Raw genomic sequence first — 25,716 nt, 5'->3', positions numbered from 1 at the left:
GGACCGGAAGGGTCGATACTTTTCCTAGGAGTACTATTGTGGCTGAAAGTTATTACCGAACCATCAAAGGTAAACAATACGATCGTGAATTACTGGAGATCGTTGAGAAAGCGGTTAAACGTACTAAGGCTCCTATCAGTAAAACCGTAGCGAAAAACCTGTTTGAGGCGATCAAGGACGGGAACGACTACACTGAAATCGAAAAGCGCACAGTAAAATACATCCGAGATAATTTTGCATTCAGCCCGGAAGCGGACGAATACCTCAGAACTGAGATTAGAAAATGGGCGGCTAAGATATCCGTACCTTCTAAAAAAACTTCTTCCAAAAAACAAACCGCTAAAAGAACGAAAAAAGAAGCGTCTCCTTACGAAGACAGTGATTCCGATTTTTATCATCCTTATCAACAAGAATCCGAAGAGGAAATCGCTCCTACTCCCGAATATCAAGAGTTAGTTGAATTGAATCGTTACGGTTCTTCTCAAAAATCCAATAATAAAAGATGGATCATCGTTGCAGGAATTTTGGTCGGGATCCTTCTGCTTATATTTTTATTTCGTATGTGCAGCAGTTCTTCTTCCAAAAAAGGAGCGGAAACATCTAAAACTGTAAAAACCGATTCTTCTAAACCTTCCGTGATTCAATTGGAAAGAAAGGAAGTAGAAACGGGAAAGGTGACTTCTGAATTTAAGTCAAGACCGGAAGCGATCCATTATATCAATCATCTTCAGATTCGTTTCATCAAACATTCTTTGGAGATGTCCGAAGAGGCTCCGAACCAAATCGCTACTCTTGCTTCCGCATTGAAGTCCTACCCAGGAATCAAAATCAGAGTCAAAGGACATACTTGTTTTATCGGTGAATTGGATGAAAATAAGATTTTATCCGATGAAAGAGCGAAGTTCATCAAAGATGAATTGGAAAAACAAGGAGTGGATTCTTCTCAATTGGATTATCGCGGGTTTGGCGAAACAACAAGCGTAGCTTCCAATTATACCGAATCAGGAAGAATCTTAAACAGAAGAGTTGACTTTTCCGTTTTGTCCGTAGATCCGATCAAAAAAAGAAAGAAATAACCTTTAATTTTCCGTTAAACGGTAATAACTCTTTTTCAGGTTTTTACGAGTAGTAACGAGGGATTCATGCAGTCCTTCGTACAACAAAACCGATTTGCGTGCGATTCCCAATTGAGCATTCTCTCTTTCCTCCAAAGAAAGCTGATCTTCGTATCCTTCCGTGATCGTAAGAATGGTTCTTTGAATTCCCAAACTTAAAATTTCATTCAAACCTTTTTTAGAAGAAACGATTTCGTCGATCGCATTCATTTGATTCAAATCGTTCTGGAATCTTTGTGGTTCGATTTGATTTCTTTTGATTTGCTCGTAGATCTTTTGGGAAAGAGTAAGCCCCTTTTTCACCGGAATCGAGAAGTCTGTAAGATGTCTGATGGTTTCGGATAATTGAGAAGCGAGTTCTTTCGGATCACAGACTCCTTCTTCCGAAGGAAAAAAATTTCTGATTTTTTCTCTGACTTGTTTTGCGTTGGCGATGTCTTCTTTCCCGAAACTTTCCGAAAAAACGGAATGGGAGATTCCTTCCAGAGCTGCGCCGTATAAAGTTAAGTTGATCCACTTATGTTCCGAAGCGTTTCCTTCGAACCATTTTTTAAAGATCAGCATTTTTTCATTTGTTAGGTGGATTGTTCCGTCGTAACCTTTTACTTGTTTGGGAGGAAGGGCGGAAAGTTGACGGTAATTATGAAGTTCTCTTCGGAACTTTCTGGATTCCTTATAGTTCAGTCTCTCTTCCATGATGGCGCCTTTGGAATGAGCCCATCCCTTCGTAAAACTTAGATCTTGTCCTACCAGATAAGTGGTTTCCGCTTCCATTAGGGTTCCCAGACTTGCCGCATTCGTGGATACGGAACCTCCGAAAGGAACGGAACCAATCTCTTGTTCTGCGATGCTTTCTATGAGTTTGATCATAGGAAAGGGAGAAGATGTGAAAAAACCTCTGACAGGTCCTTTTTCCAAACGAAGACTGAGGTATGTGGAAGTAGGATCAAACACCAAAATTCCTTTACCGGTATAACTTTCCAAATACTGGCTGTTCAGTGCCTGAGGATCTACGGAGTAAATCAAATCGGGTTCTATATCGAAATGATGAAGTATGGGAAGGGCAGTATCCACTGCGATGAGTACGAAATGTTCCCTATATTCTTTGATTTCCGGAACACTTTCGTAAAGACTGGGACCGGCACCAGCTACCAGAACTTTTGCGTTTTTTGCAATTCCGAAAAGTTCATGAATAGGAGTTAGTCGGCAGAGATCGGGAAGGTTGAAAGAAATATTTTTTGCCCAGATTTTTTCGAAACGAGTGAGTGTGGCTAGGTTTACGTCTTTTTTATGAAAGTTTTGTTCTGCGATCATCCTCAATTGGGAATATTCTTTTTCTTTCCACAGCCAGGAACTTCTATGAGGAACGAATGTGATCGGAATCGTGGCTTTCCCTTTGAAAGCATAGGCCAGAGCTTCTTCGTTTTTTGCATTCGTGATAAGGATGAGTTTTTCCGAAGTTAGATGGCGGCTGAAGTCGAAAAGTGAAAACGCATATTTGATTAGGAATAAATGCGGTTCCATCCAAACTACGGATACGTTCTCTTTTTCCAAAATTTCGGGAAGGATGTACCCTAAACCGGCACCAAACAAAAGATAAACTCTTTTGTCTCCGTCATCCGGTAATTCTTTGATGAATCGGCTAGCTTCCTTCTTAGGATCATGTTTGCTGTGGAGAAAAATTCCATCCGCTTCGATCGTGTAGTCTCCCGATTTTGTAGAAACCAAAGGGAAAGGAAGTTCGCAGGATTCGATTTCTTCGGCAAGATCTTCCGAAACTGCGGATAAATTCGATTTTAAAAATTCGGAGTTCACGAAACTGTATTTAATTTTGCAGAAATAGTTTAATTTCTGTTATGCCTTTTATGGGAGTGCCTTGTTTCGGTTCCTGCTTTACTACGAAACCCGAGCCTATGATTTGATAAGGTATGTTTAATTTTTTCAGAATTTGAATGCTTTCCGAAGCGGTGATTCCCGTGAAATCAGGAACCGTATTCAGATCGAATTTGAAGATCTTTTCCTTTCTCGATTTGAGAGCATACACTTGTGCCTTTTCACTTTTTTCCACGATAGGAATGATGCTTTCCACAACCTCTCTAAAAACGGGAGCTGCAATTCCACCTCCTGTGTGTGAGGCGCCGCCGGGTTCGTCAAAAACGATGAGTCCAACATACTTTGGTTTTTCGGAAGGGAAAAAACCGAGAAAGCTGGCGGTAAAAAGACCTTCTTGGTATCCTTGTCCCGCTCTCGCCTTTTGAGACGTTCCCGTTTTTCCTGCGATAAAGTAGTTTTCTATATAAGCCTTTTTCCCTGTTCCCAGTCGCACCGCTTTGCTCATGGCTTCCAATGTTTTTTTTGCAGCCCCTTTTTTCACACCCAAGGCTTCGTTCCTGGGAGTGAATTCGTGTACAAGCTCTCCGTATGAGTTTGTTATGTGAGAAACTACGGAAGGTTCATGGAGTATCCCTCCGTTCATTACCGCAGCAGCGGAAGTGATGAGTTGGATGGGAGTTACGGAAAGTCCCTGGCCGATAGGAAGAAAATAATGAGTACTTTTGTTCCATTTGGAAAGAGGAGTGAGATATCCTCTCGCTTCGTGGAGAGAGAAGTTGGTTCTTTTCCCGAAGTTGAAATGATCCAGATAACGATGGAAAGTCGCATCGGAAACTTTCTGCGCCGCCTTGATGATTCCTACGTTGCAGGAATACTGAAGGATCTCTTCTAAATTTACGGGACCGTGTTGTTCCGTGCATCGAATGACCGTTTTCCCCACTTCTATATAACCGGGACAATTGAACTTTTCGTGAGGAAGGATCGCACCTTCGTTTAACAGCATCAGTGCGATAAAGATCTTCATCGTGGAACCGGGTTCATAAACATGTCTGATCCCCCAATTCGTGTGAGAGTCCGCAGGATAATCTTGAAAATGATTGGGATCGAAATTAGGAAAAGATGCCATCGCCAGAATTTTTCCGGAATCGATGTCCATGAGAATTCCGATTCCTCGTTTGGATTGTGTTTCTAAAAACGCCTTTCCCAAGGATTTTTCCAATCTGTATTGAATGATACTGTCTATTGTTAGGTGGATGTTGTTTCCTTTCGTTGATTCCGCATCTCCTGTGGACAACATCTCCAAATTATAAATCGCTTCCAAACCGGAGAGTGCCTTATCATCGTCGTAACCTGTGAAGCCGATGAGATTGGAGGCAAGGGAACTTTGCGGATAAATTCTTTTGAATTCTTTTTCTACTCTGACTCCTGGAAGGGACAAAGCTTTGATCTGATTCGCCTTTTTGATGTCGATTTCCCTTTTTAGGAGGAAGTAATTTTGTTTTTCCCGAATGGCATGGAAAAGTTTGTCAGAAGACTGTCCTAAGATGGGAGCGAGTTCCTGGGATGTAAGCTCCAGATCGTAGATATTAGGAGGATCAATTCCTACTGTTCCCGATTCTTGGGATAACGCAAGTTCAATGCCTCTTCTATCGTATATGGTTCCTCTTTGTACGAGTTTATTCGATTTTAGATTGATGATATTGTCGTTGAAGTAGGTGAGATAAACGACTCGGCCGAGCAGGATGGCGAAGAGCCCCAAGATGAAGTAAAAAATTACGGTCAGTCTTTGTTTGCTTTCGTTCATCTTTTAGAAATATAAAAAAACTTTTCCTTTGATCTTTTCGACGGGAACCAAGCCGAAACTTCTGGAGTCCGTAGAATATTCCCGATTGTCGCCTAGCAGAAGATAATAACCGGGAGGAATCCTACCTTGGGAATTCATGGCTAGAAACGGAGAGTTTTTCAAATTTAGAAAAACGGAACTATTCGGCTCCGAAGTGAGACTTCCCATCGGTAAGTAATTTTCAATTAACATTTGTGAGTCGATGACGACTCTTCCCGCTTCGATGGAATAAAATTCTCCCGGAAGTCCGATGACTCTTTTTACTACGAGCTCGTCATCCTGGCTGACGAACAAAACCAAATCCAGCTTTTGGATGTTCGGTTCCGTATAGAGCCAGCCTGTTCCGAAGAGTTTGGCGGAAAGCGCAAAACCTCCCTTCCAGACGAACACGATGGAACCGTTTTCCAAGGTAGGATACATAGAGTTGCCTTGGATGGAATAGACTTGGAATAGAAAAATGCGGGTGAACAGCAATAGAACCCCTAAAAGGAGGACGAGAAGAGAGATTTTAGAATAACGTTTGATTCTTGTCTTCCAGGGAAGCTTTTCTCTTTCTTTATCCATTAGGTTGCTCTAAAATAAAAATCATTCGTGATTTTTCCTCCCTTCTCCAGAATGGAAAAGGAAGTTATCATAAACCACATCCTAAGAGAATTTCTATGTCACTTACAAAAAATGAATTTCGAGCGCAGTTTCGCTGCACCCATGAAACTTGTGGGAAAACCTACTCACTGGGAGAGGTCGTTTACTCTTGTGAAAATGAGGGAGAGCTGCTCTCTGTCGAACATGATTTGGAGAGTTTGAAGAAAATTTCCGCAAAGGAATGGAAAGATACTTTTGACTCCCGATTCCGCTCTCAAAAGTTTCCCTATCAGTCCGGCGTTTGGGGGAAAAAGGAGTGGGTGCTTCCTGGAATTTCCGAGGAAAACATAGTCACTTCCGGAGAAGGCGGATCCCATCTTTACGATGCTTCCCGATGGGCGAAAGATTTGGGATTGGGCGGCCTCTATATCAAACAATGTGGTATCTCCCACACAGGTTCTTTCAAGGACTTAGGGATGACGGTTCTTGTCAGCCAGGTGAAGCAGATGATCGCAGACGGAGTTCCTATTCGTGCTGTTGCTTGCGCTTCCACGGGAGATACATCTGCGGCTCTTGCTTCTTATGCCGCAAAAGCGGGAATCCCTGCTATCATATTTTTACCAGCTAACAAAGTTTCGACTGCACAATTGATCCAACCTGTTTCTAACGGAGCAAAAGTGCTGGCTTTGGATACTGATTTCGACGGTTGTATGGCGATCGTAAAGGAAGTGACCAAAGAGAAGTCGATTTATCTGGCAAATTCAATGAATTCGCTCCGAATCGAAGGCCAAAAAACCATTTCAATTGAAATCACACAGCAGTTAGGCTGGGAAGTGCCCGATTGGATCGTGATCCCAGGAGGAAATTTAGGAAACGTTTCCGCTTTGGGAATGGGCTTTGAAATGATGAAAGAGCTGGGTCTCATCGACAGACTGCCTAGAATCATTCTGGCACAGGCGAAAAACGCAAGCCCTCTGTACGATTCATTTAAGACCGGTTTTACGAACTTCCAATCCGTTACGGCGCAGAAGACGTTGGCATCCGCCATCCAAATCGGAGATCCTGTTTCCGTCAAAAAGGCGATTCGCGTTTTGAAAAAGTTCGAAGGGATCGTCGAAGTGGCAACGGAAGAGGAATTGTCAGATGCCGCAGCAAGGGGAGACCTATACGGATTGTACAATGATCCTCATACGGGAGTGGCTTTGGCGGCTCTCTTGAAGTCCATCGATCGGGGAGAAGTCAAAAAAGGCGAAAAGGTTGTGGTGATCTCCACTGCGAACGGTTTGAAATTCACCGAATTCAAAGTGAACTATCACGAAGGAAAGATTCCTGGCACAAACAGGGAGATGAAAAATTCGATCCTGCCTTGTCCGGCGAACCTGAGCAGCGTTTTAGAAATTTTAGGGAAAGAACTAGCGAATCATAAATAAGTAGACAAAACTATTCCCATGTGGCATTTTTCGTAAGTTTAACCTGAATCAAGCCCATGGATGCCAGCCTCGACCCTATTTTTCGTGAAGCCGTTGATAGAGGCGTTCTTGAGGGTAAAAAAATATCCCTCATCACCTATGTACTGGGAGATGCAGGGGAAAACAAATTAAAGTACATTTTATCTGCGGTTTTGAATAAAGTGGGAAGGCCCGATCTTATGGAGCTTTTTTACACTTCCGCAAAGGAACTCATCGTAAATTCCACGAAAGCCGCCATCAAAAGGATGATTTTCGACGAAATGCGTTTAAATATTCGTAATTTAGAAGATTATGAAAAAGGTATGAAGCTTTTCAAAACGAATCTAAACGAAAGAAAGTTTCCCGCTTACAAACAAAAAATGAAAGAACACGGATATCAGGTTAAAATTACTTGTATTCATACTCCAGAGAAGGTAGATATTGAAATTAGAAATAATTTTCCTTTGATCCCCAAAGAAGCGGAAAGAATCAAAGAAAAGTTTCTAAATGCTAAAAAATACGACAATTTATTTGAATTTTTTATGGAGCACGGAGATAATACGGAAGGAGCCGGGATGGGAATCACTATGGTAGAGATCCTGCTGTCTCAATCCGGCTTCGACAGAAGGTTATTTTCCATATACTCATCAGAAAGAAAAAGGGAAACAGTTGCGCGTGTAGAGGTTCCATTGGGCGGTTCGGTGAACGGAAATTCTAACATAGAACAGTTGTTTGTAGAATAATTTAATGTCCGATATAGACTCAAAAACAGAACAGTTAAAAAAACAAGCAGATCTTCTAGGTTTGACTATGGAAGCGGTATTTACCGACGAACAAGCAAAAGAAGTTCTTCAAGGCAAAATTACCGATGCTTATTTGGTAAAAATCAAAATCGATATCGAAAATAAAAATGGAATGCTTCTCATTCTGGTTTCTTCCATAAGAAAACAGATTATGGAAATTTATGCCGTCGTAGGCAACTCTCCTATCTTCCGAAGGATCAGAACTTTCGCCGACTATCTTCAAATCTCTCAAGACTTAGCGGATGTAGGAAAAACAGGAGGAGTGGATTTACCTCTCTCCGAAAATTTAGGAAGAACTTTGCATCGTGTGTTTACGAAAGAGAAATTGGAAGAGTTTCTTCCTCTTTGGCAGAAAAAAGATCCTTCTCGTATATCTGAACTTTTAGAAACTCCTTTCTTTACTGCTACAAGAGCGAAGGGAATTAAACTGCAGGCTGAAATCGATAAACTCTCCAGCGCAAAATTCAGATACGAAAATCCTATGAAGGGATACATTTCTCCTATTATGAAACCTGCGGATGAGACAGAGACTCCTGCTCCCGATTTGAATATCGCTCCTACGAATCTTGCCAGAGGAGAAGCAAATCCTTTGGATCGCCAAATCGGTATTTTTCGACAAGGTCGTTCTAAAGAATTTTCCATGAAGACAGTTATCTCTCCTATTAGCGGGGTCGAGTTCGACAACTTGATTGAAGGTCAGGAAATTTTATTCAGAGTTCCTTTGGATACTGCGGAAGGTATGGCCAACGCAGGTCTTTTAGGATTGATAGACGCAGCCGGGAATGTTTCTAAAGAGCCGGTTGTGGGTAAATTTTTGGGGATCGCTTCTTCTAAAAACGAATTTCATATTTTTGCAGAAGGTCCGAATCAATATCTGTTTCATTCCATAGAAGAACATCCCGTAAAGGTTGCGATTCCGAAAGGAGCTACTGTGCCGACTGCAGGCGATAAACAAGCAGCGGCAAAGAAAAAAGGTGGTGTCGTAGAACAAAAGAAAGGCGGCGGCGGAAACTTAGTCGCTCTGATGGGCGCTTTCGTTGCGATTGTTCTGGTCGGCGTTTTGATCTTTGTGATGTTTATCCTGTAACTACAAGATTCACAAGTTTGCCTTTCACATAGATCTCTTTTTTGATTTCCTTTCCTTGCCAAAAGGGTAGAGCTTTTTCTACCTGTTTGGCAAGAGAGATCGCATCTGTTTCATTCACGTCTCTAGGCGCTGTAAATTCCCCTCTCATCTTTCCATTGATTTGGACGACGATTGTGATTGTGGAATCCACAAGATATTTTTCATCCCAGGAAGGGTACGGTTCGTAAGCTAAAGATTCTTTGTGTCCTAGTTTTTCCCATATTTCTTCCGCTAGGTGAGGAGCGAAAGGGGAAAGAGCCAAAATGAAAGGTTCTAGAATCGCTTTCGGCTTTCTGGGATTGGATGTGAATTCGTTTACGAAAATCATCATTTGAGACACAGCGGTGTTGAAGGCAAAACCTTCTATGTCTTCTTTGATTTTTTTTAAGCTGCGGTGTAGAGTTTTGAGTTCTGCTTCGTTGGGTTCGATATCTTGTACTAGGAAACTTTCGTCCGGTCCCGAGTGAAACAATCGCCAAACACGGTTTAGGAATCGGAACACTCCGTCCACTCCGTTTTTGCTCCAAGGTTTGGACATTTCGAACGGACCCATAAACATTTCGAAAAGACGAAGTGTGTCTGCACCGAATTCGTTCACTACGTCATCCGGATTGACCACGTTACCTCTGGACTTAGACATCTTGCCTTTGTCCTCGCCGAGGATAAGGCCTTGGTGGACTAATTTTTGAAAAGGCTCCGGTGTGGAAACATGTCCTAAATCGAAAAGAATTTTATGCCAGAAACGGGAATAAAGTAAATGTAAGACGGCGTGTTCCGCTCCTCCTACATAGATTTCCACAGGCATCCATGTTTTTTCCAATTCAGGATCTATCAAACGTTCCGTATTTTTAGGATCAATATATCTTAAATAGTACCAGCAGGATCCTGCCCATTGAGGCATGGTATTGGTTTCTCTTTTGGCGATCTCTCCCGTTTCAGGATCTTTATAGACCAGCCAATCTTTAGCAAGTGCTAGTGGGGACTCTCCCGTTCCGGAAGGTTTAAACTCTTCTAGGTCGGGCAGCACCAAAGGAAGTTCTGAATCGGAAAGTGCTTTCGGAGTTCCATCTTCGAAATGAACCAAAGGGATGGGTTCTCCCCAATATCTTTGTCTTGCGAAGAGCCAGTCTCTCAATTTGAATTGGATTTTTCTTTTGCCGATTCCTTTGGATTGTGCCCAATCGGACATTGCATCAAACGCTTGTTTGTATGCCTTGCCGTCTAAGGAAATCAAAGAAGAGGAAGAGTTGATGCAAACGGAATCTTTGGAGTCGAATGCTTTTCCGTCTTCCATTTCTCCTTGGATTACTGGAATGATGGGCAATTTGAATTTAACGGCGAAGTCGTAATCTCTTTGGTCGTGTGCAGGAACTGCCATAATGGCGCCTGTTCCGTAACCATAAAGAACGTAATCGGAAATATAGATCGGGATTTTTTTACTTGGATCTGTAGGAAGGGTGGCATAAGCCCCCGTAAAAACTCCCGATTTATCTTTATTGAGTTCTGTTCTTTCCAGATCACTTTTCAGTGCGCAGTCTTTTTGATAAGTTTCTACTGCGGCTTTTTGGCCGGATATAGTGATTTCAGGAACGAGAGGATGTTCCGGTGCTAGAACTAAGTATGTGGCTCCGAAGATGGTGTCCGGTCTTGTGGTATATACCACAATTCCTTTGTTTCCTGTTTCCAAAGGAAATTCGATTTCCAAACCTTCGGATTTTCCGATCCAGTTTCTTTGCATTTCCAAAGTGGAGATGGGCCATTCACAAAGAGAAAGATCGTTTAAGAGGCGTTCTGCGTAGGATGTGATGCGCATCATGTACTGACGCATCGGTTTTCTTTCTACGGAATAACCTTTGGAAGTCCATTCTTCCACTTCTTCGTTGGCAAGAACGGTTCCCAAAGCTTCACACCAATTGACTGGGATGCTGGCTTCGTAAACCAAACGGAAGTAGGAAAGTATATCTTCTTTTTCTTTTCTGGATTTTGATTTCCAGTCGTTTCCTGAGAAGGAAACACCTTTAGGAAGTTCGATTTCTTCGTAGGATTTGGATCCATTTTGTTCTAAATCTTTCACCAAAAAGGAGATGGATTTAGCCTTCTTTTCTGTGCGATCGAAGTAAGAATTGTAGATTTGCAGGAAGATCCACTGGGTCCAACGATAGTATTCCGGGTCTGTAGTGGAAATCTCTCTGGACCAATCGTAGGATAGGCCAAGCATTTTGATTTGCCTGCGGAAGGTATCAATATTGTTTTTTGTGGTAACTCTGGGGTGAACCCCGGTGGTCATAGCGTATCTTTCCGCAGGCAGGCCGAAAGCATCCCATCCCATCGGATGAAGCACTTCAAAGCCTTGCATCCTTTTGAGGCGGGATAGAATGTCCGTGGCGGTGTATCCTTCCGGGTGGCCTACGTGTAATCCTGCACCACTTGGGTACGGAAACATGTCTAAACAATAGTATTTAGGTTTGGAAGAGCGGGGATTGGTGCGAAAAGTATTCTTTTCGTCCCAATAAGTTTGCCATTTTGGTTCAATATTTTGGAAGGGATAACTCATCGACTAACGTGGGAAAGTGCAATATATTTACTTTCTCACGGAATCGATGATTTTTACAAGCTTTTTGAAACTATTTGAGAGACAAACTTTGCAAACATCATTTTGGTATAGTATGGTAATTGTGCCACATTCTGCACATGGTTTAGCATTATTTATTTTCACATTGATATCGGCTGCATTTTCTATTTCTGTATCGCATTCCAGCATTCTATTTCTACCTAAAACTTCTATGCTTATCGACAGTGCTGTTCATAACTTCCGAAAATCGATTCGAAAGCGGCTCGGGAAAACACTACGATGAAGTTACTTTATATGAAACCCTCCCTTTTGGGTCAAAAAAAATTAGGATACAAGCTCAAAAGAGTGATATTTTTTTGTGAGTTTTTTTTTAAACCTGTGCAAAAGTTTTGGAACGAAAGTACAGAATGAAAAAAAAACATTTGCTTTGGAAGAATGGATATTATCTACGTTATGCGATGGGAAAAATGATAAATGCCCGTTCTTAGTCATCAGTTATGTGTTATATGGTAAAATTTGTGGGGGAAAAACCTAGTGCTAAGTTTTTTAAATGTCTATAAATCGTTTCAAAGTGAACCGGAGTCGATCGAAGTACTTAAAAAAATATCGTTTCAAGTGCAATCGGGAGAATTTGTAGCGATCATGGGACCATCCGGTTCCGGTAAATCCACTCTTTTGGGAATCGCAGCAGGATTAGATCAGCCGGATGAAGGCAGTGTGATTCTGGATGATGTTGACCTAACAAAGGAAGACGAAACAAGTTTGGCTTCATTGCGTGCGGAAAAGATAGGTTTTATCTTTCAGAATTTTCAATTGCTGCCAGGAATGAATGCTGTAGAGAATGTAGGGATTCCTCTCTACTTAAAATCGTCGCTCAGTGAACGACAAATTTTGGAAAAGTCGATGAATTTGTTGAAATCCGTTTCAATGGATCATCGAGCCAATCATTTCCCAAAACAATTGTCAGGTGGAGAAGAGCAAAGAGTCGCTATCGCTAGGGCATTTGTCAACGATCCTAAGATTATTTTCGCCGATGAACCCACTGCCAATTTGGATTCTAAAAACAGTCGTGTTGTTTTGGATCTTCTTTTGGAGAGAAACAAGCTACAAAATACAACTCTTGTTATCGTAACGCACGATCCTTCCGTAGCAAAATTAGCGGATCGAGTGTTGGAAATGAAAGACGGTGAGATTGTTTCGACTAGCGGATTAGGTACCAAAGGATCTTCTGCTTCGAAATCGGTGAAATCTCTGAAACCCGCTAAGAAAGCGAAAGCTGCAAAAAAGAAGAGAAAATGAACCTCAAATTACTTAAATTCTACCTGAAAAGGGAGCTATTTTCCCGGTTCCAGTTTTCCGTTTTGATTCTTTTATCCGTTGCCTTGGGAGTAGGGTCCGTCATTGGAATCCATTCCTATAAAGATAACATCAAATCGGCGATTCAAAAAGAAGCCAAGAATATCATGGGTGCGGATCTTGCTTTGCAGTCTCCTCAAGAAATCACTGAGGAAGCTGCGAAACTTACGGAACAATTGCTTCCTTCCGGTTCTTCTAAGTCTCTTTCCATCCAGTTTTTATCTATGGTAGCCAATTCGGATCAGAATGAAAACTCTCTCAGTTATATCAAAGCGGTAGAGAAGTCCTATCCATTTTACGGAGAATTCATCACTGAGCCGAAAGAGGCTTATTCTAATTTAACAAAGAATGAAATCCTTTTGGAAAAGAATTTAGGACAAAACTTGAAGCTCAAAATAGGGGATTGGATCCAATTGGGCGAGAGTCGACTGAAGGTTGCAGGATGGATCATAAAGGAACCCGGGTCTGTAGGTTCTTTCGTAGGCGCCGCTCCTACTTCAGTCATTTTATATGAGGCGACTGCTGCTACAGGGCTTGTGCAAAGAGGAAGCCGCATTCGTTATACGATCTTTGCAAAACTTCCAGGTTCCGTCGATAGTTTGGAGTGGAAGGAGAAACATTTCGAGGAGCTGATACGAAACGATCTTACTGTGTATCATAATACGGAAGTCAATTCAGGATCCCAACAATTTTTGACGAATACTTTCGATTATATGTCCTTATTGGCATTAGCCGGTTTCTTTTTAGGAGCGATTTCTGTTTATACGGCAATCCGCACCCGGCTGAGGGAAAAGAAAAACGAGATTGCTGTATTGATGTGCCTGGGTGCGAAACCTAAAATGATACTTGTTTTAGTTGTAAGTGAGATCCTGATCGTTTCTTTGCTCGGAACCATGTTAGGATTGGGGATTGGATATGAGATCCAAGCATTGCTTCCTCGTTTTACCGGTTCCGAGTTTTTAGGAACGATAGAACCAGGTATCAGCATTTCTTCCTTGTTGTGGAGTCTACTTTTGGGGATTGCAGTGCCAATGCTTGTTGCATTTCCTTTGGTGGTAGAATCGGGAAAAGTGAAACCTCTCTCCGCATTGAAAGAGATCGAATCGAAAGAACAAAATAATGAAGATAAAAGAATGATGGTATTATCTTCTTTGGGGATATATCTTTTATTCTTTGTGCTGGCAACCTATGAGACTCAGTCCTTTCTAAAAGGAGGAGTTTTTGCTTTAGTTCTTGTTAGTTTGCCATTACTCGTCTTCCTATTATTTAAACTTTTCGGATTAGGCATTGTAAAATTGACAAGTCTAGGTTTGGTTTCCAAGGAGTGGAGTTTAGTAACCAAGAAGATCGTTCGTAAATCAGGCTCGATGAGATTGTCTATATTGGGATTGGGTTCCGCCTTATTTATACTTTGCCTTTCTCTCATCTTGCAAGAAAGTCTGATGGAATTAAGCGGAGCCCGTGAAATAGAACGCCGCCCGAATATGTTTATGTTAGATATTAAGGGAGATCAATTGCCTTCTTTGGAAGAGATATTTTCCAAATACCCTTTGGAGAAAAAATACATCGCCCCTATCATTGGAGCTAGGCTCGCCAAAATCAATGATGAACCGATCAAAAAAGAAGATACGATTCGAAATGCAATGGATCGAAATTGGAGGGCAACTGCCCGAACAAGGGAGTACTTTCTTTCTTATCGGCAAGAGATGTATGAAACGGAAAAGGTAACAAAAGGAGATTGGTGGAACGACTCCGGCCAGGATGAAATTTCCTTAGAGAAAGATTTCTCCGGTTATTTGGGAGCAGGGGTAGGAGATCGTCTTACATTCAATGTTCAAGGAGTAGAGGTGATCGGAAAGATCACAAATCTTCGCTCCGTAAATTGGTCAGATATGAAACCTAATTTTGTCGTCCTATTTTCCAAAGGAAGATTGGAGAAGGCACCTAAGTTTTATATATCCTCTTTGCTTCTTGATAAGAGTGAAGATCGTTACTCTCTCCAAAAAGAAATCGTTTCAAAATATCCGAATATAACAGTCGTCGATACGGAAAAAGCGATACAAGCTTTTATGGGAATATTGGAAAAAGTAACTCAGATGATTCGATTGATGACAGGATTTATCTTGGCTTCTTCTTTATTATTGGTTTTTACAGCATTGTATTCAAGCCAATTGGAGCGAAAAAAAGAATTCGCACTTCTTCGCGTGATTGGGGCTCAAAGCAGTTATCTTTCCTCATACTTTGCAAGAGAAGCTATATTGATCGCTGTGGTGTCTTTTACAATTGGGCTGGCCTATTCCTTACTCGCCAACGAGATTTTAAACCGTTTCATTTTGGAGCTTACTAGCATTGTGCCATGGGGAATCCTTATTTGGATCTTTGGGATTGTTGTGGTAACTACATTGTTGTTGTATGCAAGTGGGCTGTATTCTTTCTTTAAACTTCCTTCTAAAACTTTACTCAAGGAAGTTAAATAGAATTCAATCTCCCTCGAATTATTATCTATCCTTGTCCTATACTGAGTAATGAAGTTTTTTTGTTAGGTTAGGTGGCGCAGGGATAGGGTAATGATTACTTACTTTTGTTCCAGAAATTAAATCCGGCTTATTTACAATAAGTTCGGCCAAGAATTATTATTGTGAACCTCCATTCTTTAGAATGGAAAAGAATGAAATCTTAATCAATGGTCTAGATTTTAAAAATTGGGAATTCGTCCGAAAGAGAATTTTTAGTGAACTTCCTGAAGAGAATCATTACGATTTCCAAGATGACGAAGACTCTTCAAATACATCTTTCATGGTTCCTCAAGAGCTTTGTGATAGATTAAAGTATATTGATGGAAAGCCTTGTACCTTTTCCGTAAAGATTCGAAATCTATTAGAAGATTCTGCATCGTTAATTTACCAAGGAATGATTACCGGTCGTAGGCGCAAGATCACACGAACGTATCAATCTCAAGGCTTAAATCTAAAGAAAGTAAGCTGTAGGGTTGTAAGTCAAAGTTTGATGGAAATGGACATCATTTCTCACGCTTTGGGGATTTCTCGTTCTGCTTTATTGAGTCTTATGTTGGAATGGGAAGTAACTGGCTGGCTCGATATTGTGCGTGGAGCGGGTTTAGCAAGAGATACCACATCCTTAAAGATACTCGAATCAAACCAACGATTCGACAGAACCACTTACACGAAAATCGCAGAATATAGAGTCAAAATCACTCATCTAGTAGACTCTTAATAGCTTAAAACCAAAAATATTAAGCCAACAGATACCAAGGCTAGTCTTGCTGCAAAAAAACGAATCGAGTCGGAGGGGGAAGTTATGGAATCAGAAATAAAAAAACCCGGCGCTTTCGGCCGGGCCTTTTATTGAAAGAGATGTTTCGGGATTATTGAGCTACCGAAATTACCTCATCCTTGTTGATGATGTTAACAATATGTTTGTATTCAGGAGAATCTTTTCCATATTTTAACTCAGTAGCACGGAGAAGGTGAACGTTCTTCTTGTATCTGTATTTGAAAAGCATGTCATCCGGACCTTTTGTCTTTTTGATCATGTTCTCTTCGAAAGAATATGCACTTGCAAGATATTTGTGAGCAGGATATTCTTTTTCATTATCATCAATCTCTATGTAAAGCTCAAGAATTGGGATACATTGAGGAAGATTTTGAAGATCGTATTCTGCCATAATCCAAGAGCGATATACATCGGACAAAAGTCTTTTGAACTCTGGTCTTTCTCTTAGGTCAGGGTTTTTAATTTCATCTAAGTGATTGATTGCTTTTGAGAAATAATTGAGAGCATCTTGTTTTGCTTTCATTTTTTCACGGTAAACCACTCGTTCTTCTCTAGCACGACGGTCTACTTTTTGCCAATACCACTTTTCATCCAATCGCTTCTTCTCAGCTTCTTCTTTTCTGAACTGCTCTACCCAGTCTCTATTTTTGAGAACTGTGTTTACGCCAGATTGGTAGTTTGAAAGAGCCAAACGGAACTGGTTGTTTGCGAAAGTTTTAGAAAGTTGGTGTAACTCTTGGAAAGTTTTGTTATACCCTTTGTAGTCAGGGTTTTTCCATAGAGTTTCATCCTCCATGGTCTTTTTCTTAAGTTCCTTCTGGGCAGGAGTTAATTCTGCGTCATCGTTTTCCGGAACAAGTTCACCTTTCAATAGTTCGTTGACTTGTTCTTTTGCCGCTTGGCTTTCCTGTGCAGTGGTAGCATCTTGGGCGAAAATTGCACCAGTGCTCAACACCAGATGGAGAATGAGGAGATATTTAAAAATCTTCATAGTCGTGTGACCCTTTTGTCTCTTTCAATATTTTGAAGAAAGGATATAAATCTATTTCTTCAATGAAAGTATCGGAAACCTCTAAGTCAATAATAACGAATTAAAGCCGAAAAAAAGGTTTTTATTTAGGAAAAAGAGGCAGGAAGTGCCGAAATAAGAGACATAAATCGCCCGGACTTTCCAAAATCTCAATTCTTGACAGGCTGGAAACATTAGGAACACTGCATTTAAGGATGAATCTTTCTGAAATCACATCAATCCGAGACGGAAACCAGCAGTGCAAAAACTGCGGAGGAGTCGGATTTACCTTAGCGGAACAAGTAAGAGGCTCGAGATCCGGCGCTCTTTCTCTCTGTTTCTGTGTCGGTAATGACTGTAACAAGTGTGAGTCGGAAGGAAAACCTCCTTTTTTAGTCTTCGATCGATCCCAAAATAAAATGATGCCCTGCCTTTGTCATAATGCAAGGCTCCATGTTCGTAATTTGGAAGTTCTCGTAGAAAATGCGAACATTCCTCCACGCTACCGATTTCAATTTTTGTCTACTGTCGATATTGGAAACACTAAGAACGATCCCGATCTTTCCTTTATGGTGGCGCATGATTGGGCCAACGAATTGGTTCATAGTTGGGCTGATCCTGCATTTTCCCCACAAGGTTTTTATCTTTGGGGAGGAACCGGATCCGGCAAAACCTTACTTGCTTGTGTTATTTTGAACGAACTTATTTTTAGATACGGTATTAAATGCAAATATGCTAAAGTGAATAAGGACTTTTTGTCCGCCATTCGGGATACTTACCAATCCGACAGTGAAACCCACGGACAGGAACGTTTCATCGAAAGAGAATTTGCAAATGTAGATGTTTTGGTCATAGACGATTTCGGAGTGCAAAAAGAATCCGAATTCAACAATAGAAAGTTATACGATCTGATCGATAGCCGTTACGAGCAGGAAAAAATCACCCTTCTTACTTCCAATCATCCTTTGGACGAATGGAGGGAAAGAGGCCAAGGCCGCATTTACTCCCGTCTAATGGAAATGACGAAGGAGATTCAGCTCAAATGTCCCGACTATCGGATGAAATTTGCGCCGGAGAAAGTGGGATGAAATATTCGAATACCGCCTACCTTTCTTTAGGTTCCAATATGGGTGATCGACATCACTATTTGGAACAGGCGGTATGGGAAATTTCTCTTCTTCCCGAAATTCAAGTTTTATCTCAATCGAAACCTCTGGAAACAGCTCCGTTAGAAAATACGAACCAACCGATGTTTCTCAATCAAATCATCAAGGTACACGTATCTCCTTCTTTCACTTTGCCTTGCCTATTGGAGTCGCTCCAAAGCATCGAAAACAAATTGGGTAGAAAACGCAGATCCTGGAAAGGACCCAGAGAAATCGATATCGATATTTTATCCTATGAATCCGTAGTGATGACTACTGATTTTTTAACTCTTCCTCATCATTCCTTATTTACCAGACCATTCATTAAACAAATATTAGTCGAGATGGGCGAAGTAGGCGTTTATTCACTCTACCAGGAGTCTGTTTATGAAAAATATCATTCTAGAGTTTAGAAAAAAATACGAAGCTAAAGAACCGATCTCGGTCATCACCTGCTACGATTATACATTCGCCCGATTGTTTGCAAAAACGGATGTTCATTCCATCTTAGTAGGGGACTCTATGGGGAACGTCATCCAAGGTCATGGATCTACCATTCCTGTCACTTTGGAAGATATTATCTATCATACGAAAGCCGTCTGTAAAGGTGCTCCTGAAAAAACGGTCATTGCAGATATGCCTTTTCTTTCTTACCAAACTTCGATCGAAGAAGGGATTCGTTCCGCTGGTAAAATTATGAAAGAGACTACGGCGGATTGTGTGAAACTGGAAGGGGACTCCAATCTTGTGATCGAGCTCACTCATCGTTTGACGGAAATGGGAGTTCCTGTTTTCGCCCACTTAGGACTCACACCTCAATCGGTTCATACTTTGGGCGGACACCGTGTCCAAGGCAAAACGGAAGAATCCAGAAAAAGGATGATTGAAAAATCCAAAGAGCTGGCGGATGCAGGGGCATTCGGAATCGTTTTGGAACTGATTCCTGAATCTCTGGGCAAAGAAATCACCGAGGCTATTTCTATTCCTACGATTGGAATCGGAGCAGGAAGATATACTTCCGGACAGGTTTTGGTGATGCAGGATCTATTGGGTTTAAACGAGGAATTTAATCCTAAGTTTTTGAAGAAATTTGCTAACTTGGCAAAGGATGTCAATATTGCCGTGCAGCAGTATCATGAAGAAGTTACAAAACGTACCTATCCTGGCGAATCGAACGTATTTTCTTAAGCCGCCGGATTCAAAGCAAGCTTTTGAATCCGGGCATTGTATTGTTGCAGAACCGCCGACTACCTCGGCGGCAAGCAAGGCTTGCCTAAATCAAATTAAACTTTTCTTTTTCTAACAGCTTCCGCTAGTTTCTCTAACATGGGGACTGTCGTTTCCCAAGAGACACAAGCATCCGTAATCGATTTCCCATACACCAAAGGTTTTGCATCGATGGATTGGCTTCCTTCCTGCAAATGACTTTCGATCATCACTCCTAAAATGTATTTAGAACCGTTTGAAAATTGTTCTCCTACGGAATCCAAAACTAACGGTTGTTTACGGAAATCCTTTTGGCTGTTTCCATGAGAACAATCGATCATTACTTTGGGAGGAAGATTGTTTTTTTCTATTTGAGCACCGAGTTCGTTGATTGACTGTTCGTCGTAATTCGGACCTTTGTTTCCTCCTCTGAGGATTACATGTGTGTCCGTATTCCCTGCGGTCTTGAAAATGGCGCTGGTCCCTTGGTTCGTTACGGATAAAAAATGATGGGAAGATCCCGCAGAACGAATGGCATCGATTGCGATTTGTACATTCCCATCCGTTCCGTTTTTAAACCCGATCGGAGCGGATAAACCGGAAGCGAGTTCTCTATGAACTTGACTTTCCGTAGTTCTCGCTCCGATCGCTCCCCAAGCCACTAAATCGGCTATATATTGAGGAGAGATCACGTCCAAAAATTCAGTTCCGCAAGGAACACCCATATTGTTTAGATCGGAAAGAAGTTTTCTGGCAGTATGTAAACCTTTGTTAATATGGAAAGATCCGTCCAAGTTCGGATCGTTGATGAGTCCCTTCCATCCTACCGTGGTTCTTGGTTTTTCGAAATAAACTCTCATCACGATCAAAAGTTCGTTTTTATACTTTTCGATCATCGGTAAAAGCTTACCTGCATATTCCATCACGGCACCTATGTCGTGAACGGAACAAGGTCCCACAACAACTAATAATCGTTTGTTGTCTTTGCCGTGAATCAAATCGGAAATTTCTGTTCGGGCTTTCGTGACTACTTCGGAGGCTTTGTCCGTAAGAGGGAGTTCTTCCATAATTACGGAAGCTGGGATAAGGCTGTGTTGCTCGAGGATTCTTAAATTATCTGTTTTTTTCATTCGATTAATACTTTTGCATGGTTGGATCGACTAAGTCGGAATAGGCCAACACACCTCCTGCCACATTTTTATAAGATTTGAAACCGGCTTCTCCCAGAATCCCGCATGCCATTCCTGACCTTCCACCTGATCTGCAATAAACGAGGATTTCGTTGTCTATTTGGTCTTTCAGTTCTCCGATGCGGGCAGCAAGTTCTCCGACGGGAATCAATTTGTCGGTTCCGGGAATGAGGGCAATTTGTTGTTCATTTGGGTTGCGAACGTCTAAGACAAAAAATTGATCTTTTCCTTGCGATCTGGCATCCAAACGTGCTTTAAAAGATTGTACGTCGATTTCTGGGACTCCCATGTTTAAACTGCGCCTCCGATTTCCTCTAATTCTTGAGTGGCAAGCTCCCATCTTGAGGTGAGGCTCGCAATCTCATTTTTAATATCGTTATAAGTGTCCATTTCCAATTGAAAACTTCTGTTTTTATAGAACTCAGGGTTCTGTAGAAGTTCTTCTTTGTCTTTTTTGTTTTTTTCCAATCTATCTAATTTGACTTCAATTTCCGAAATTTCTTTTTCTAATTTTTTACGTTTGTTTTTGCTGGCCTGTGTAGATTCTTTTTTCGTTTCTTTTTTGGCCTTACTGCCGGAAGAAGCAGTCTCTTCTTCATCGTCTTCCTTGTGAAATTTCAGGTAATCGTCGAAGCTACAATTTAGATTTTTTAGTACTCCTCCTGAAAGTTGGAACGTACGATTGCATAGCCCTTTCATAAAATCAGGATCGTGGCTGATGATGAGCATGGAGCCCGGAAAATCGTACAAAGAACGTTTCAATGCTTCTCGGATAACAATATCAAGGTGATTTGTGGGCTCGTCCAGGAACAAACAGTTGGTAGGCTGATTTACCAGAAGCGCCAGACGCAGCCTACTTTGTTCTCCTCCGGAGAGATGTTTTACCGACTTAAAAACTCCGTCTCCCGGGAATGAAAAATGGCCCAGTAGAGTTCTTGCCTTTTCATCACTTAGATCCGGATATTTTTTGACAACTGTTTCGACAAGGTTGAGAGACTCGTCTAAATCTTCTCCGTGTGTTTGGGAAAAATATCCGAGCAGTGTTTTGGGTCCGTAGTATAAATTTCCTGAATCCAATTTATGTCGGGAGAGAAGACAGCGCATCATCGTGGATTTTCCGGCACCGTTCGGGCCTACCAAAGCGACTTTATCCCCTGCGGAAATTTCGATTTCCGCATGATCAAAAATTAATTTCTTTTCTCCCGTATTTTTATCCGGGTAAGAAAACTTTCCGTTTTCTAAGCGAAGGATGATGTTACTGGAAGGGACATGCTGGAATTGATAGTCCGGTTTTTGGTTCCAAAAGGATTCTTCCGGGTTTTCTACCTTGTCCCTTTTTTCCAGACGTTTCAATACGGATTGCACCTGACGCGCCTTTGTTGCTTGCGCACGGAACCGATCCACCCATTCCATCCTGGTTTTTAAGTAGGCTTCTTCTTTTTCGAATTGGACTCTTAGTTTTTCCTGAATTTCATTTTTGGCTTCGAAGAATTCTTCCAGACTTCCTTCGAATTCAAAAACTCCATGAGGATTGATCTCTACGATGGTAGAAACCGTTTTGTTCAAAAACTCTGGATCGTGCGTTACCAATACAAATGCTTGATTTTGATCTAATAGATATTCGGCGAGCCAAGTTTTGGTTTTATCATCCAAATGGTTGGTCGGCTCATCTAATAAAAGTAAGTTGTGAGGGTTGAGTAATGCAATGGCTAAACCGATTCTATGGTGGTATCCTGGAGAAAATTCTTTCGTTTTTCTTTCGAAGTCCGCTTGTGCGAATCCTAATCCGGACAGGATTTTTTTTGCACGAGCTTCTAATCCGTGTAAGTCGTGGTTGTGAGCGAATTCTTCCAATTCGCTTTGGTCGTGCAGTAAAGTTTCGAATGCAGGGGAATCAGGATCGGTGGTTTCGAATCTATGTTCGATCTCGGATCTTTTTTTCGAATAATCATGATAGAGTTTGTTCTCATCGAGTACTGTCTCGACTACTTTCGCATTCGGATCGAATTCGGGAATCTGTTGGAAAAGGGAATGAACCGTATTTTTGGAACGAACTACTTCTCCTGACTCGGGCTTCAATTTGCCGGAAGCCATTTGGAACAGTGTCGTTTTTCCGGAACCGTTGGGACCTACGAGCGCAACTCTGCACCCCGGTTTGATATGCCAACTGAATCCTTCAAATAAGACTTTGGGACCGAAGTGTTGGTGGATTTGTATGAATTGGATCAAGGAAGGTCGAAGGAGTGCCCGCCTGCGGCGGGCGATTTAGGAAAATTAACCCTTTTTCTTGGCTAAAAGTTCCTCTTTTCTTTCACGTAGATGTCTTACGTAAAGGCTGGATTGGCCGTTCATGGACTCTACTGATTTTTTAATGGCCTGATCGATTTCATCGATCGTCATTTTTGAAATCTTTTTGTTTTTCTTTTCTTTTTCTTCTGACATGGAAGTTTTCCCCTTATAGGTACATCACTAGGATTCTTCCAGGGTTGATGTACCCTGTGGAGGGGCAAGAGAAAATATTTCCCAATCCCCAAATTCCAGATCTTCTTTCGCAATTTATTTGCAGGAGAGGGCCTGTTTGGTTTAGGCTTCTGTCTCTCTATTTACGGGTCTATATCATCAAATCCGAATATTCCCCGTTATTCTAGGATCAGCTTGTAGTGAGTTCCCTGGAATAAAACGTAATTGCCACAAAACTCTTCTCCAGCGACTCTTTTCTTTGTGCAGAGATTGGTTCGTTTTTTTCGCAAAGTGTACGATTATGATGTGCACGGTCTCGCTTCAGAGATGTCTTTCACGTTTCTTTTGACCTTGTTTCCTCTTTTGGTGGTGTTCGTTTCGATTTTAAGCATCACTCAAGATCCCAAAATGATCAATCTTCTCACGGACCAAGTAGGAAAGGTTCTTCCTCAGCCGATCTTTCATCCCATAGACAAAAGTATTGAAAATTTAACAAAAGTTAAGAGCTATAAAATTCTAGCAGTAAGTTTGGTAGTATCTTTCTTTTCGAGTCTTACCATTTTCGGAGCCATCGGAAAGTCTTTGCGGTTCATCAGTGACGATTCCACCAAAATCGGATTTTGGAGAAGCCAGTGGATCAACTTACGCCTGCTCTTTATCTCTTCCGGTCTTCTGCTGGTTTATTTTTATGTCAGCTTCGGATTGTTCCATATAGAAAGATTTTTATTTCGTACTTGGAAGATTGGTTTTTTCAGAAAGTATCCTGCCGTTTTTTTATCCGTCCTTGCATTTTTAATCATTGTTAGTTTGTTTAGTTTTTATTATTCTTTTATTTCCAAAAAGAAAACTGCGATTCGGGAAAGTTTGCCGGGCGCTATCATTGCTGCCTCCTTATGGCTTATTTTAACATTCGGATTTCAATTGTATCTTAGGTTTAAAAACGTAGGAGTAAACTATTCCTTCGCATACGATCTTCTTTCCAAAATGGTCGTATTGATGTTGTATGCTTATTTTAATTCCACATTCTTTATTTGGGGCTATGTGTGGAACCAAACGAGGGTGATCCCAAAACCCGATGATAAAAAATAAAAACTAGTTTTTGTTAAATGCTGTTTCTCTTAGAAAACGATTTTGGAGAAACAGACTTGTATCATTCTACTAGGAAATCCGGCTCCAAGATTCTGGGGCAAAAAGAAAGTATAATTCCGAAATAATGGCGCGCTAAAGAATGAAACATCCATTCTCCGCTGTCTTTTATGACTTCCATGGAGTCTAACTGAGTGAAACCTTTTTTTTTGAAGAGAAGGTCTAAATTCCAGTCTTCTTCTCCCGGGATGACTTGGACTTTCAACATTGCGTAGAACTTCTGTTCCGCACGATCGTAACGAAATACAATGGCTCTTCCCGCCAAAGGATTTCTGATTGTGAATGTCATCCAGGATTGATGAGTGATTTCATTATTGGAGATGAGGTTGTAAAGTTCCCAACCGGATTCTTTTTCGTTTCCGAAAAATTCACGAAAGGATGAGTGAAAGGCTTCACCAAATTCTTGGTCTATATCCATCGTTAGTTTTGTAAAATTTGTTTCCTTTTTATGACAGCCGTAGGGAAAGAATCTTTTGTTCGGAAAAGATTGAAAGAAAAAAACAGGAATCTTCTTTTCAGATCCGGCACAATTGAAACAATCATATTATCCCCTTGAATCGGAGCGGTACATTATGATCGAAACCATCAACATCACATGGCCTCACGGTGCCATTGACCCTCGTATTCATTGCCCTGCGTGCGGTACAATGGTTTTATCTCCGCTGGAAGACGGCGGGCCTGGTTGCCATCATGTTCAATTCATCATTGACAGTGAGTCGGGCGAATACAATTACATCACGGACGAGTTCGATGAAGTAGTTGCCCCTTTTAGAAAGGAATCCGTAGCGGATTTCGGAGAATGGGAAGCTGCGGATGCATTCTTAGAGGAAGCGGAATCGGATACTTTTTTTGCCATGAATGTAATTCTCGCAGGAGAGATGGAAAACGGAGAAGATTCCGTCTGTCTGCGCATCGGTTATGAACTCTATTTCGATGAAGATCAACAAGAGTTATACGATGAATTGGAAAGAAGACACGATGCGGAAGGTCATCACGACCACAGCCAAAATTAAGGACTTTGTTATGAAATTTACGAAAACTATTTTAATCACTACGTTTGTTTTTGCTTTTTCCAACTGTTTGATCAGCTATAAGGATTTTCCGAAAATCCCTCCCGTTCCTGCTCACGAAAAAACTTCCGATGCAGAGTTTGTGTATGCACTTCCTTCTTTCCCTAAATTGAATTTGGGAGGAAGAGAGGCGTTAAAGAATTACTTCGACAACAAAACTCAATTTAAAAAAACATCGGAAGGAGAAAACGTACCTAAGGCCGGTTATTTGGTAAATGTGAAGGTGAACTATAGAAGTCCATCCACTCCTGCCGTTGTGTTTTTAGGCCTTTCCACTTTGACCGCTACATTTCTCCCTGCTTGGTCGAACCAAGACGGATACGATATCGAATACCATCTCTACAAAAACGGAAACAAAGTGGGAGTTTATGAATACCATGTATTTCGAAATTATTCCCAGTGGATCGTTCTAGCAGTGTTTGCGTTCTTTAACAGTGAGACTGCGACAGAGAAAGAAGTTTTCGAAAGAATCACAAATCAATTTTTCGAAGATGCAAAATCTCACTTTTAAATCGTCT

The 25,716-nt window shown here is 41.3% G+C and carries 23 protein-coding genes; 13 read left to right on the top strand and 10 right to left on the bottom strand.

From position 1 onward, the window contains the following. Positions 1–38: 38 nt before the first annotated feature. On the top strand, positions 39–1,076 hold the full coding sequence (locus tag EHS15_RS01590) for an OmpA family protein (protein ID WP_135758780.1): 1,038 nt from the start codon (positions 39–41) through the stop codon (positions 1,074–1,076). Positions 1,077–1,079: 3 nt separating this feature from the next. Here EHS15_RS01590 and EHS15_RS01585 read toward each other — a convergent pair whose 3' ends face one another. The 3 genes from EHS15_RS01585 to lepB are packed head-to-tail and all read right to left on the bottom strand — an operon-like array spanning position 1,080 to position 5,355. Then, positions 1,080–2,930: a motility associated factor glycosyltransferase family protein gene (locus EHS15_RS01585; protein WP_135758779.1), complete on the bottom strand. Its 1,851-nt coding sequence runs from the start codon at positions 2,928–2,930 to the stop codon at positions 1,080–1,082. A 10-nt stretch (positions 2,931–2,940) separates the two neighbouring features. Then, on the bottom strand, positions 2,941–4,752 hold the full coding sequence (locus tag EHS15_RS01580; RefSeq protein ID WP_135758778.1) for a penicillin-binding protein: 1,812 nt from the start codon (positions 4,750–4,752) through the stop codon (positions 2,941–2,943). 3 nt (positions 4,753–4,755) lie between these two features. Next, entirely contained in the window at positions 4,756–5,355 is a 600-nt protein-coding gene (gene lepB, locus EHS15_RS01575; protein WP_135758777.1) for a signal peptidase I, read from the bottom strand. Between the two features lie 95 nt (positions 5,356–5,450). Between lepB and thrC the strand changes: the two genes are divergently transcribed. From thrC to EHS15_RS01560, 3 genes are read left to right on the top strand one after another with little or no spacing between them, the layout of a single operon-like run. Then, on the top strand, positions 5,451–6,803 hold the full coding sequence (gene thrC / locus EHS15_RS01570) for a threonine synthase (protein WP_135758776.1): 1,353 nt from the start codon (positions 5,451–5,453) through the stop codon (positions 6,801–6,803). Between the two features lie 56 nt (positions 6,804–6,859). Then, positions 6,860–7,564, top strand: a complete 705-nt coding sequence (locus tag EHS15_RS01565) for an ATP-binding protein (protein ID WP_135758775.1) — start codon at positions 6,860–6,862, stop codon at positions 7,562–7,564. A gap of 4 nt (positions 7,565–7,568) precedes the next feature. Then, positions 7,569–8,711: an LIC10486 family protein gene (locus tag EHS15_RS01560; protein WP_135758774.1), complete on the top strand. Its 1,143-nt coding sequence runs from the start codon at positions 7,569–7,571 to the stop codon at positions 8,709–8,711. Here EHS15_RS01560 and leuS read toward each other — a convergent pair. After that, positions 8,701–11,304, bottom strand: coding sequence for a leucine--tRNA ligase (gene leuS / locus EHS15_RS01555; RefSeq protein ID WP_135758773.1), 2,604 nt, complete (start codon positions 11,302–11,304; stop codon positions 8,701–8,703). The two genes, EHS15_RS01560 and leuS, sit on opposite strands and share 11 nt — an antisense overlap. Before the next feature lie 552 nt (positions 11,305–11,856). Between leuS and EHS15_RS01550 the strand changes: the two genes are divergently transcribed. The 3 genes from EHS15_RS01550 (at position 11,857) to EHS15_RS01540 (ending at position 15,912) form a co-directional block, all read left to right on the top strand. Next, on the top strand, positions 11,857–12,621 hold the full coding sequence (locus tag EHS15_RS01550) for an ABC transporter ATP-binding protein (protein WP_135758772.1): 765 nt from the start codon (positions 11,857–11,859) through the stop codon (positions 12,619–12,621). Continuing rightward, positions 12,618–15,155, top strand: a complete 2,538-nt coding sequence (locus tag EHS15_RS01545) for an ABC transporter permease (RefSeq protein WP_135758771.1) — start codon at positions 12,618–12,620, stop codon at positions 15,153–15,155. The genes EHS15_RS01550 and EHS15_RS01545 overlap by 4 nt, the downstream gene beginning before the upstream one ends. A 181-nt stretch (positions 15,156–15,336) precedes the next feature. Further along, positions 15,337–15,912, top strand: coding sequence for a DUF1564 family protein (locus EHS15_RS01540; protein ID WP_135758770.1), 576 nt, complete (start codon positions 15,337–15,339; stop codon positions 15,910–15,912). A gap of 151 nt (positions 15,913–16,063) precedes the next feature. Here the strand turns inward: EHS15_RS01540 and fcpA are convergent, their stop codons facing one another. Continuing rightward, complete coding sequence (gene fcpA / locus EHS15_RS01535; RefSeq protein ID WP_135758769.1) at positions 16,064–16,963, bottom strand: flagellar coiling protein FcpA; 900 nt, start codon at positions 16,961–16,963, stop codon at positions 16,064–16,066. A 233-nt stretch (positions 16,964–17,196) separates the two neighbouring features. Between fcpA and EHS15_RS01530 the strand changes: the two genes are divergently transcribed. From EHS15_RS01530 to panB, 3 genes are read left to right on the top strand one after another with little or no spacing between them, the layout of a single operon-like run. Continuing rightward, entirely contained in the window at positions 17,197–18,069 is an 873-nt protein-coding gene (locus tag EHS15_RS01530; protein WP_167884124.1) for an ATP-binding protein, read from the top strand. Beyond that, positions 18,066–18,539 carry a 2-amino-4-hydroxy-6-hydroxymethyldihydropteridine diphosphokinase gene (folK, locus tag EHS15_RS01525; protein WP_135758768.1) on the top strand — a complete coding sequence of 158 codons (474 nt, stop codon included), beginning with the start codon at positions 18,066–18,068 and terminating at the stop codon, positions 18,537–18,539. The genes EHS15_RS01530 and folK overlap by 4 nt, the downstream gene beginning before the upstream one ends. Then, the gene (gene panB / locus EHS15_RS01520; RefSeq protein ID WP_135758767.1) at positions 18,514–19,314 is read left to right on the top strand and encodes a 3-methyl-2-oxobutanoate hydroxymethyltransferase; all 801 of its coding nucleotides are present in this window, start codon (positions 18,514–18,516) and stop codon (positions 19,312–19,314) included. The genes folK and panB overlap by 26 nt, the downstream gene beginning before the upstream one ends. 95 nt (positions 19,315–19,409) lie before the next feature. Here the strand turns inward: panB and EHS15_RS01515 are convergent, their stop codons facing one another. The 4 genes from EHS15_RS01515 to EHS15_RS19005 are packed head-to-tail and all read right to left on the bottom strand — an operon-like array spanning position 19,410 to position 22,964. Next, positions 19,410–20,462 (bottom strand): 3-deoxy-7-phosphoheptulonate synthase, encoded by a 1,053-nt coding sequence (locus tag EHS15_RS01515; protein ID WP_135758766.1) that lies wholly within the window; start codon positions 20,460–20,462, stop codon positions 19,410–19,412. A 4-nt stretch (positions 20,463–20,466) separates the two neighbouring features. Then, positions 20,467–20,811, bottom strand: coding sequence for a rhodanese-like domain-containing protein (locus tag EHS15_RS01510; RefSeq protein ID WP_135758765.1), 345 nt, complete (start codon positions 20,809–20,811; stop codon positions 20,467–20,469). A gap of 2 nt (positions 20,812–20,813) precedes the next feature. After that, complete coding sequence (locus EHS15_RS01505) at positions 20,814–22,751, bottom strand: ABC-F family ATP-binding cassette domain-containing protein (protein WP_135758764.1); 1,938 nt, start codon at positions 22,749–22,751, stop codon at positions 20,814–20,816. A 45-nt stretch (positions 22,752–22,796) separates the two neighbouring features. Further along, the gene (locus EHS15_RS19005) at positions 22,797–22,964 is read right to left on the bottom strand and encodes a hypothetical protein (protein ID WP_167884123.1); all 168 of its coding nucleotides are present in this window, start codon (positions 22,962–22,964) and stop codon (positions 22,797–22,799) included. Between the two features lie 243 nt (positions 22,965–23,207). On the opposite strand from EHS15_RS19005, the gene EHS15_RS01500 reads away from it, so the two are divergent. After that, positions 23,208–24,071 carry a YihY/virulence factor BrkB family protein gene (locus tag EHS15_RS01500; protein ID WP_246051849.1) on the top strand — a complete coding sequence of 288 codons (864 nt, stop codon included), beginning with the start codon at positions 23,208–23,210 and terminating at the stop codon, positions 24,069–24,071. A 61-nt stretch (positions 24,072–24,132) separates the two neighbouring features. On the opposite strand, the gene EHS15_RS01495 is transcribed toward EHS15_RS01500, so the two are convergent. Continuing rightward, positions 24,133–24,546 carry a hypothetical protein gene (locus EHS15_RS01495; protein ID WP_135758763.1) on the bottom strand — a complete coding sequence of 138 codons (414 nt, stop codon included), beginning with the start codon at positions 24,544–24,546 and terminating at the stop codon, positions 24,133–24,135. 154 nt (positions 24,547–24,700) lie between these two features. On the opposite strand from EHS15_RS01495, the gene EHS15_RS01490 reads away from it, so the two are divergent. Together EHS15_RS01490 and EHS15_RS01485 are read left to right on the top strand one after the other, a co-directional pair. Beyond that, positions 24,701–25,141, top strand: coding sequence for a hypothetical protein (locus EHS15_RS01490; protein ID WP_135758762.1), 441 nt, complete (start codon positions 24,701–24,703; stop codon positions 25,139–25,141). Between the two features lie 10 nt (positions 25,142–25,151). Then, positions 25,152–25,709, top strand: a complete 558-nt coding sequence (locus EHS15_RS01485; protein ID WP_135758761.1) for an LIC12231 family lipoprotein — start codon at positions 25,152–25,154, stop codon at positions 25,707–25,709. Positions 25,710–25,716 lie beyond the last annotated feature (7 nt).

It is taken from the genome of Leptospira idonii (assembly GCF_004770995.1).
GTDB classification, from domain to species: domain Bacteria; phylum Spirochaetota; class Leptospiria; order Leptospirales; family Leptospiraceae; genus Leptospira_A; species Leptospira_A idonii.
This window is presented reverse-complemented; position numbering and strand designations above follow the sequence as displayed.

Coding starts and splice junctions, on each gene's coding strand:
- EHS15_RS01580 (WP_135758778.1), bottom strand. CDS start 4,752: ATGAACGAAAGCAAACAAAGACTGACCGTAATTTTTTACTTCATCTTG.
- lepB (WP_135758777.1), bottom strand. CDS start 5,355: ATGGATAAAGAAAGAGAAAAGCTTCCCTGGAAGACAAGAATCAAACGT.
- thrC (WP_135758776.1), top strand. CDS start 5,451: ATGTCACTTACAAAAAATGAATTTCGAGCGCAGTTTCGCTGCACCCAT.
- EHS15_RS01565 (WP_135758775.1), top strand. CDS start 6,860: ATGGATGCCAGCCTCGACCCTATTTTTCGTGAAGCCGTTGATAGAGGC.
- EHS15_RS01560 (WP_135758774.1), top strand. CDS start 7,569: ATGTCCGATATAGACTCAAAAACAGAACAGTTAAAAAAACAAGCAGAT.
- leuS (WP_135758773.1), bottom strand. CDS start 11,304: ATGAGTTATCCCTTCCAAAATATTGAACCAAAATGGCAAACTTATTGG.
- EHS15_RS01545 (WP_135758771.1), top strand. CDS start 12,618: ATGAACCTCAAATTACTTAAATTCTACCTGAAAAGGGAGCTATTTTCC.
- EHS15_RS01540 (WP_135758770.1), top strand. CDS start 15,337: ATGGAAAAGAATGAAATCTTAATCAATGGTCTAGATTTTAAAAATTGG.
- fcpA (WP_135758769.1), bottom strand. CDS start 16,963: ATGAAGATTTTTAAATATCTCCTCATTCTCCATCTGGTGTTGAGCACT.
- EHS15_RS01530 (WP_167884124.1), top strand. CDS start 17,197: ATGAATCTTTCTGAAATCACATCAATCCGAGACGGAAACCAGCAGTGC.
- folK (WP_135758768.1), top strand. CDS start 18,066: ATGAAATATTCGAATACCGCCTACCTTTCTTTAGGTTCCAATATGGGT.
- panB (WP_135758767.1), top strand. CDS start 18,514: ATGAAAAATATCATTCTAGAGTTTAGAAAAAAATACGAAGCTAAAGAA.
- EHS15_RS01515 (WP_135758766.1), bottom strand. CDS start 20,462: ATGAAAAAAACAGATAATTTAAGAATCCTCGAGCAACACAGCCTTATC.
- EHS15_RS01510 (WP_135758765.1), bottom strand. CDS start 20,811: ATGGGAGTCCCAGAAATCGACGTACAATCTTTTAAAGCACGTTTGGAT.
- EHS15_RS19005 (WP_167884123.1), bottom strand. CDS start 22,964: ATGTCAGAAGAAAAAGAAAAGAAAAACAAAAAGATTTCAAAAATGACG.
- EHS15_RS01495 (WP_135758763.1), bottom strand. CDS start 24,546: ATGGATATAGACCAAGAATTTGGTGAAGCCTTTCACTCATCCTTTCGT.
- EHS15_RS01490 (WP_135758762.1), top strand. CDS start 24,701: ATGATCGAAACCATCAACATCACATGGCCTCACGGTGCCATTGACCCT.
- EHS15_RS01485 (WP_135758761.1), top strand. CDS start 25,152: ATGAAATTTACGAAAACTATTTTAATCACTACGTTTGTTTTTGCTTTT.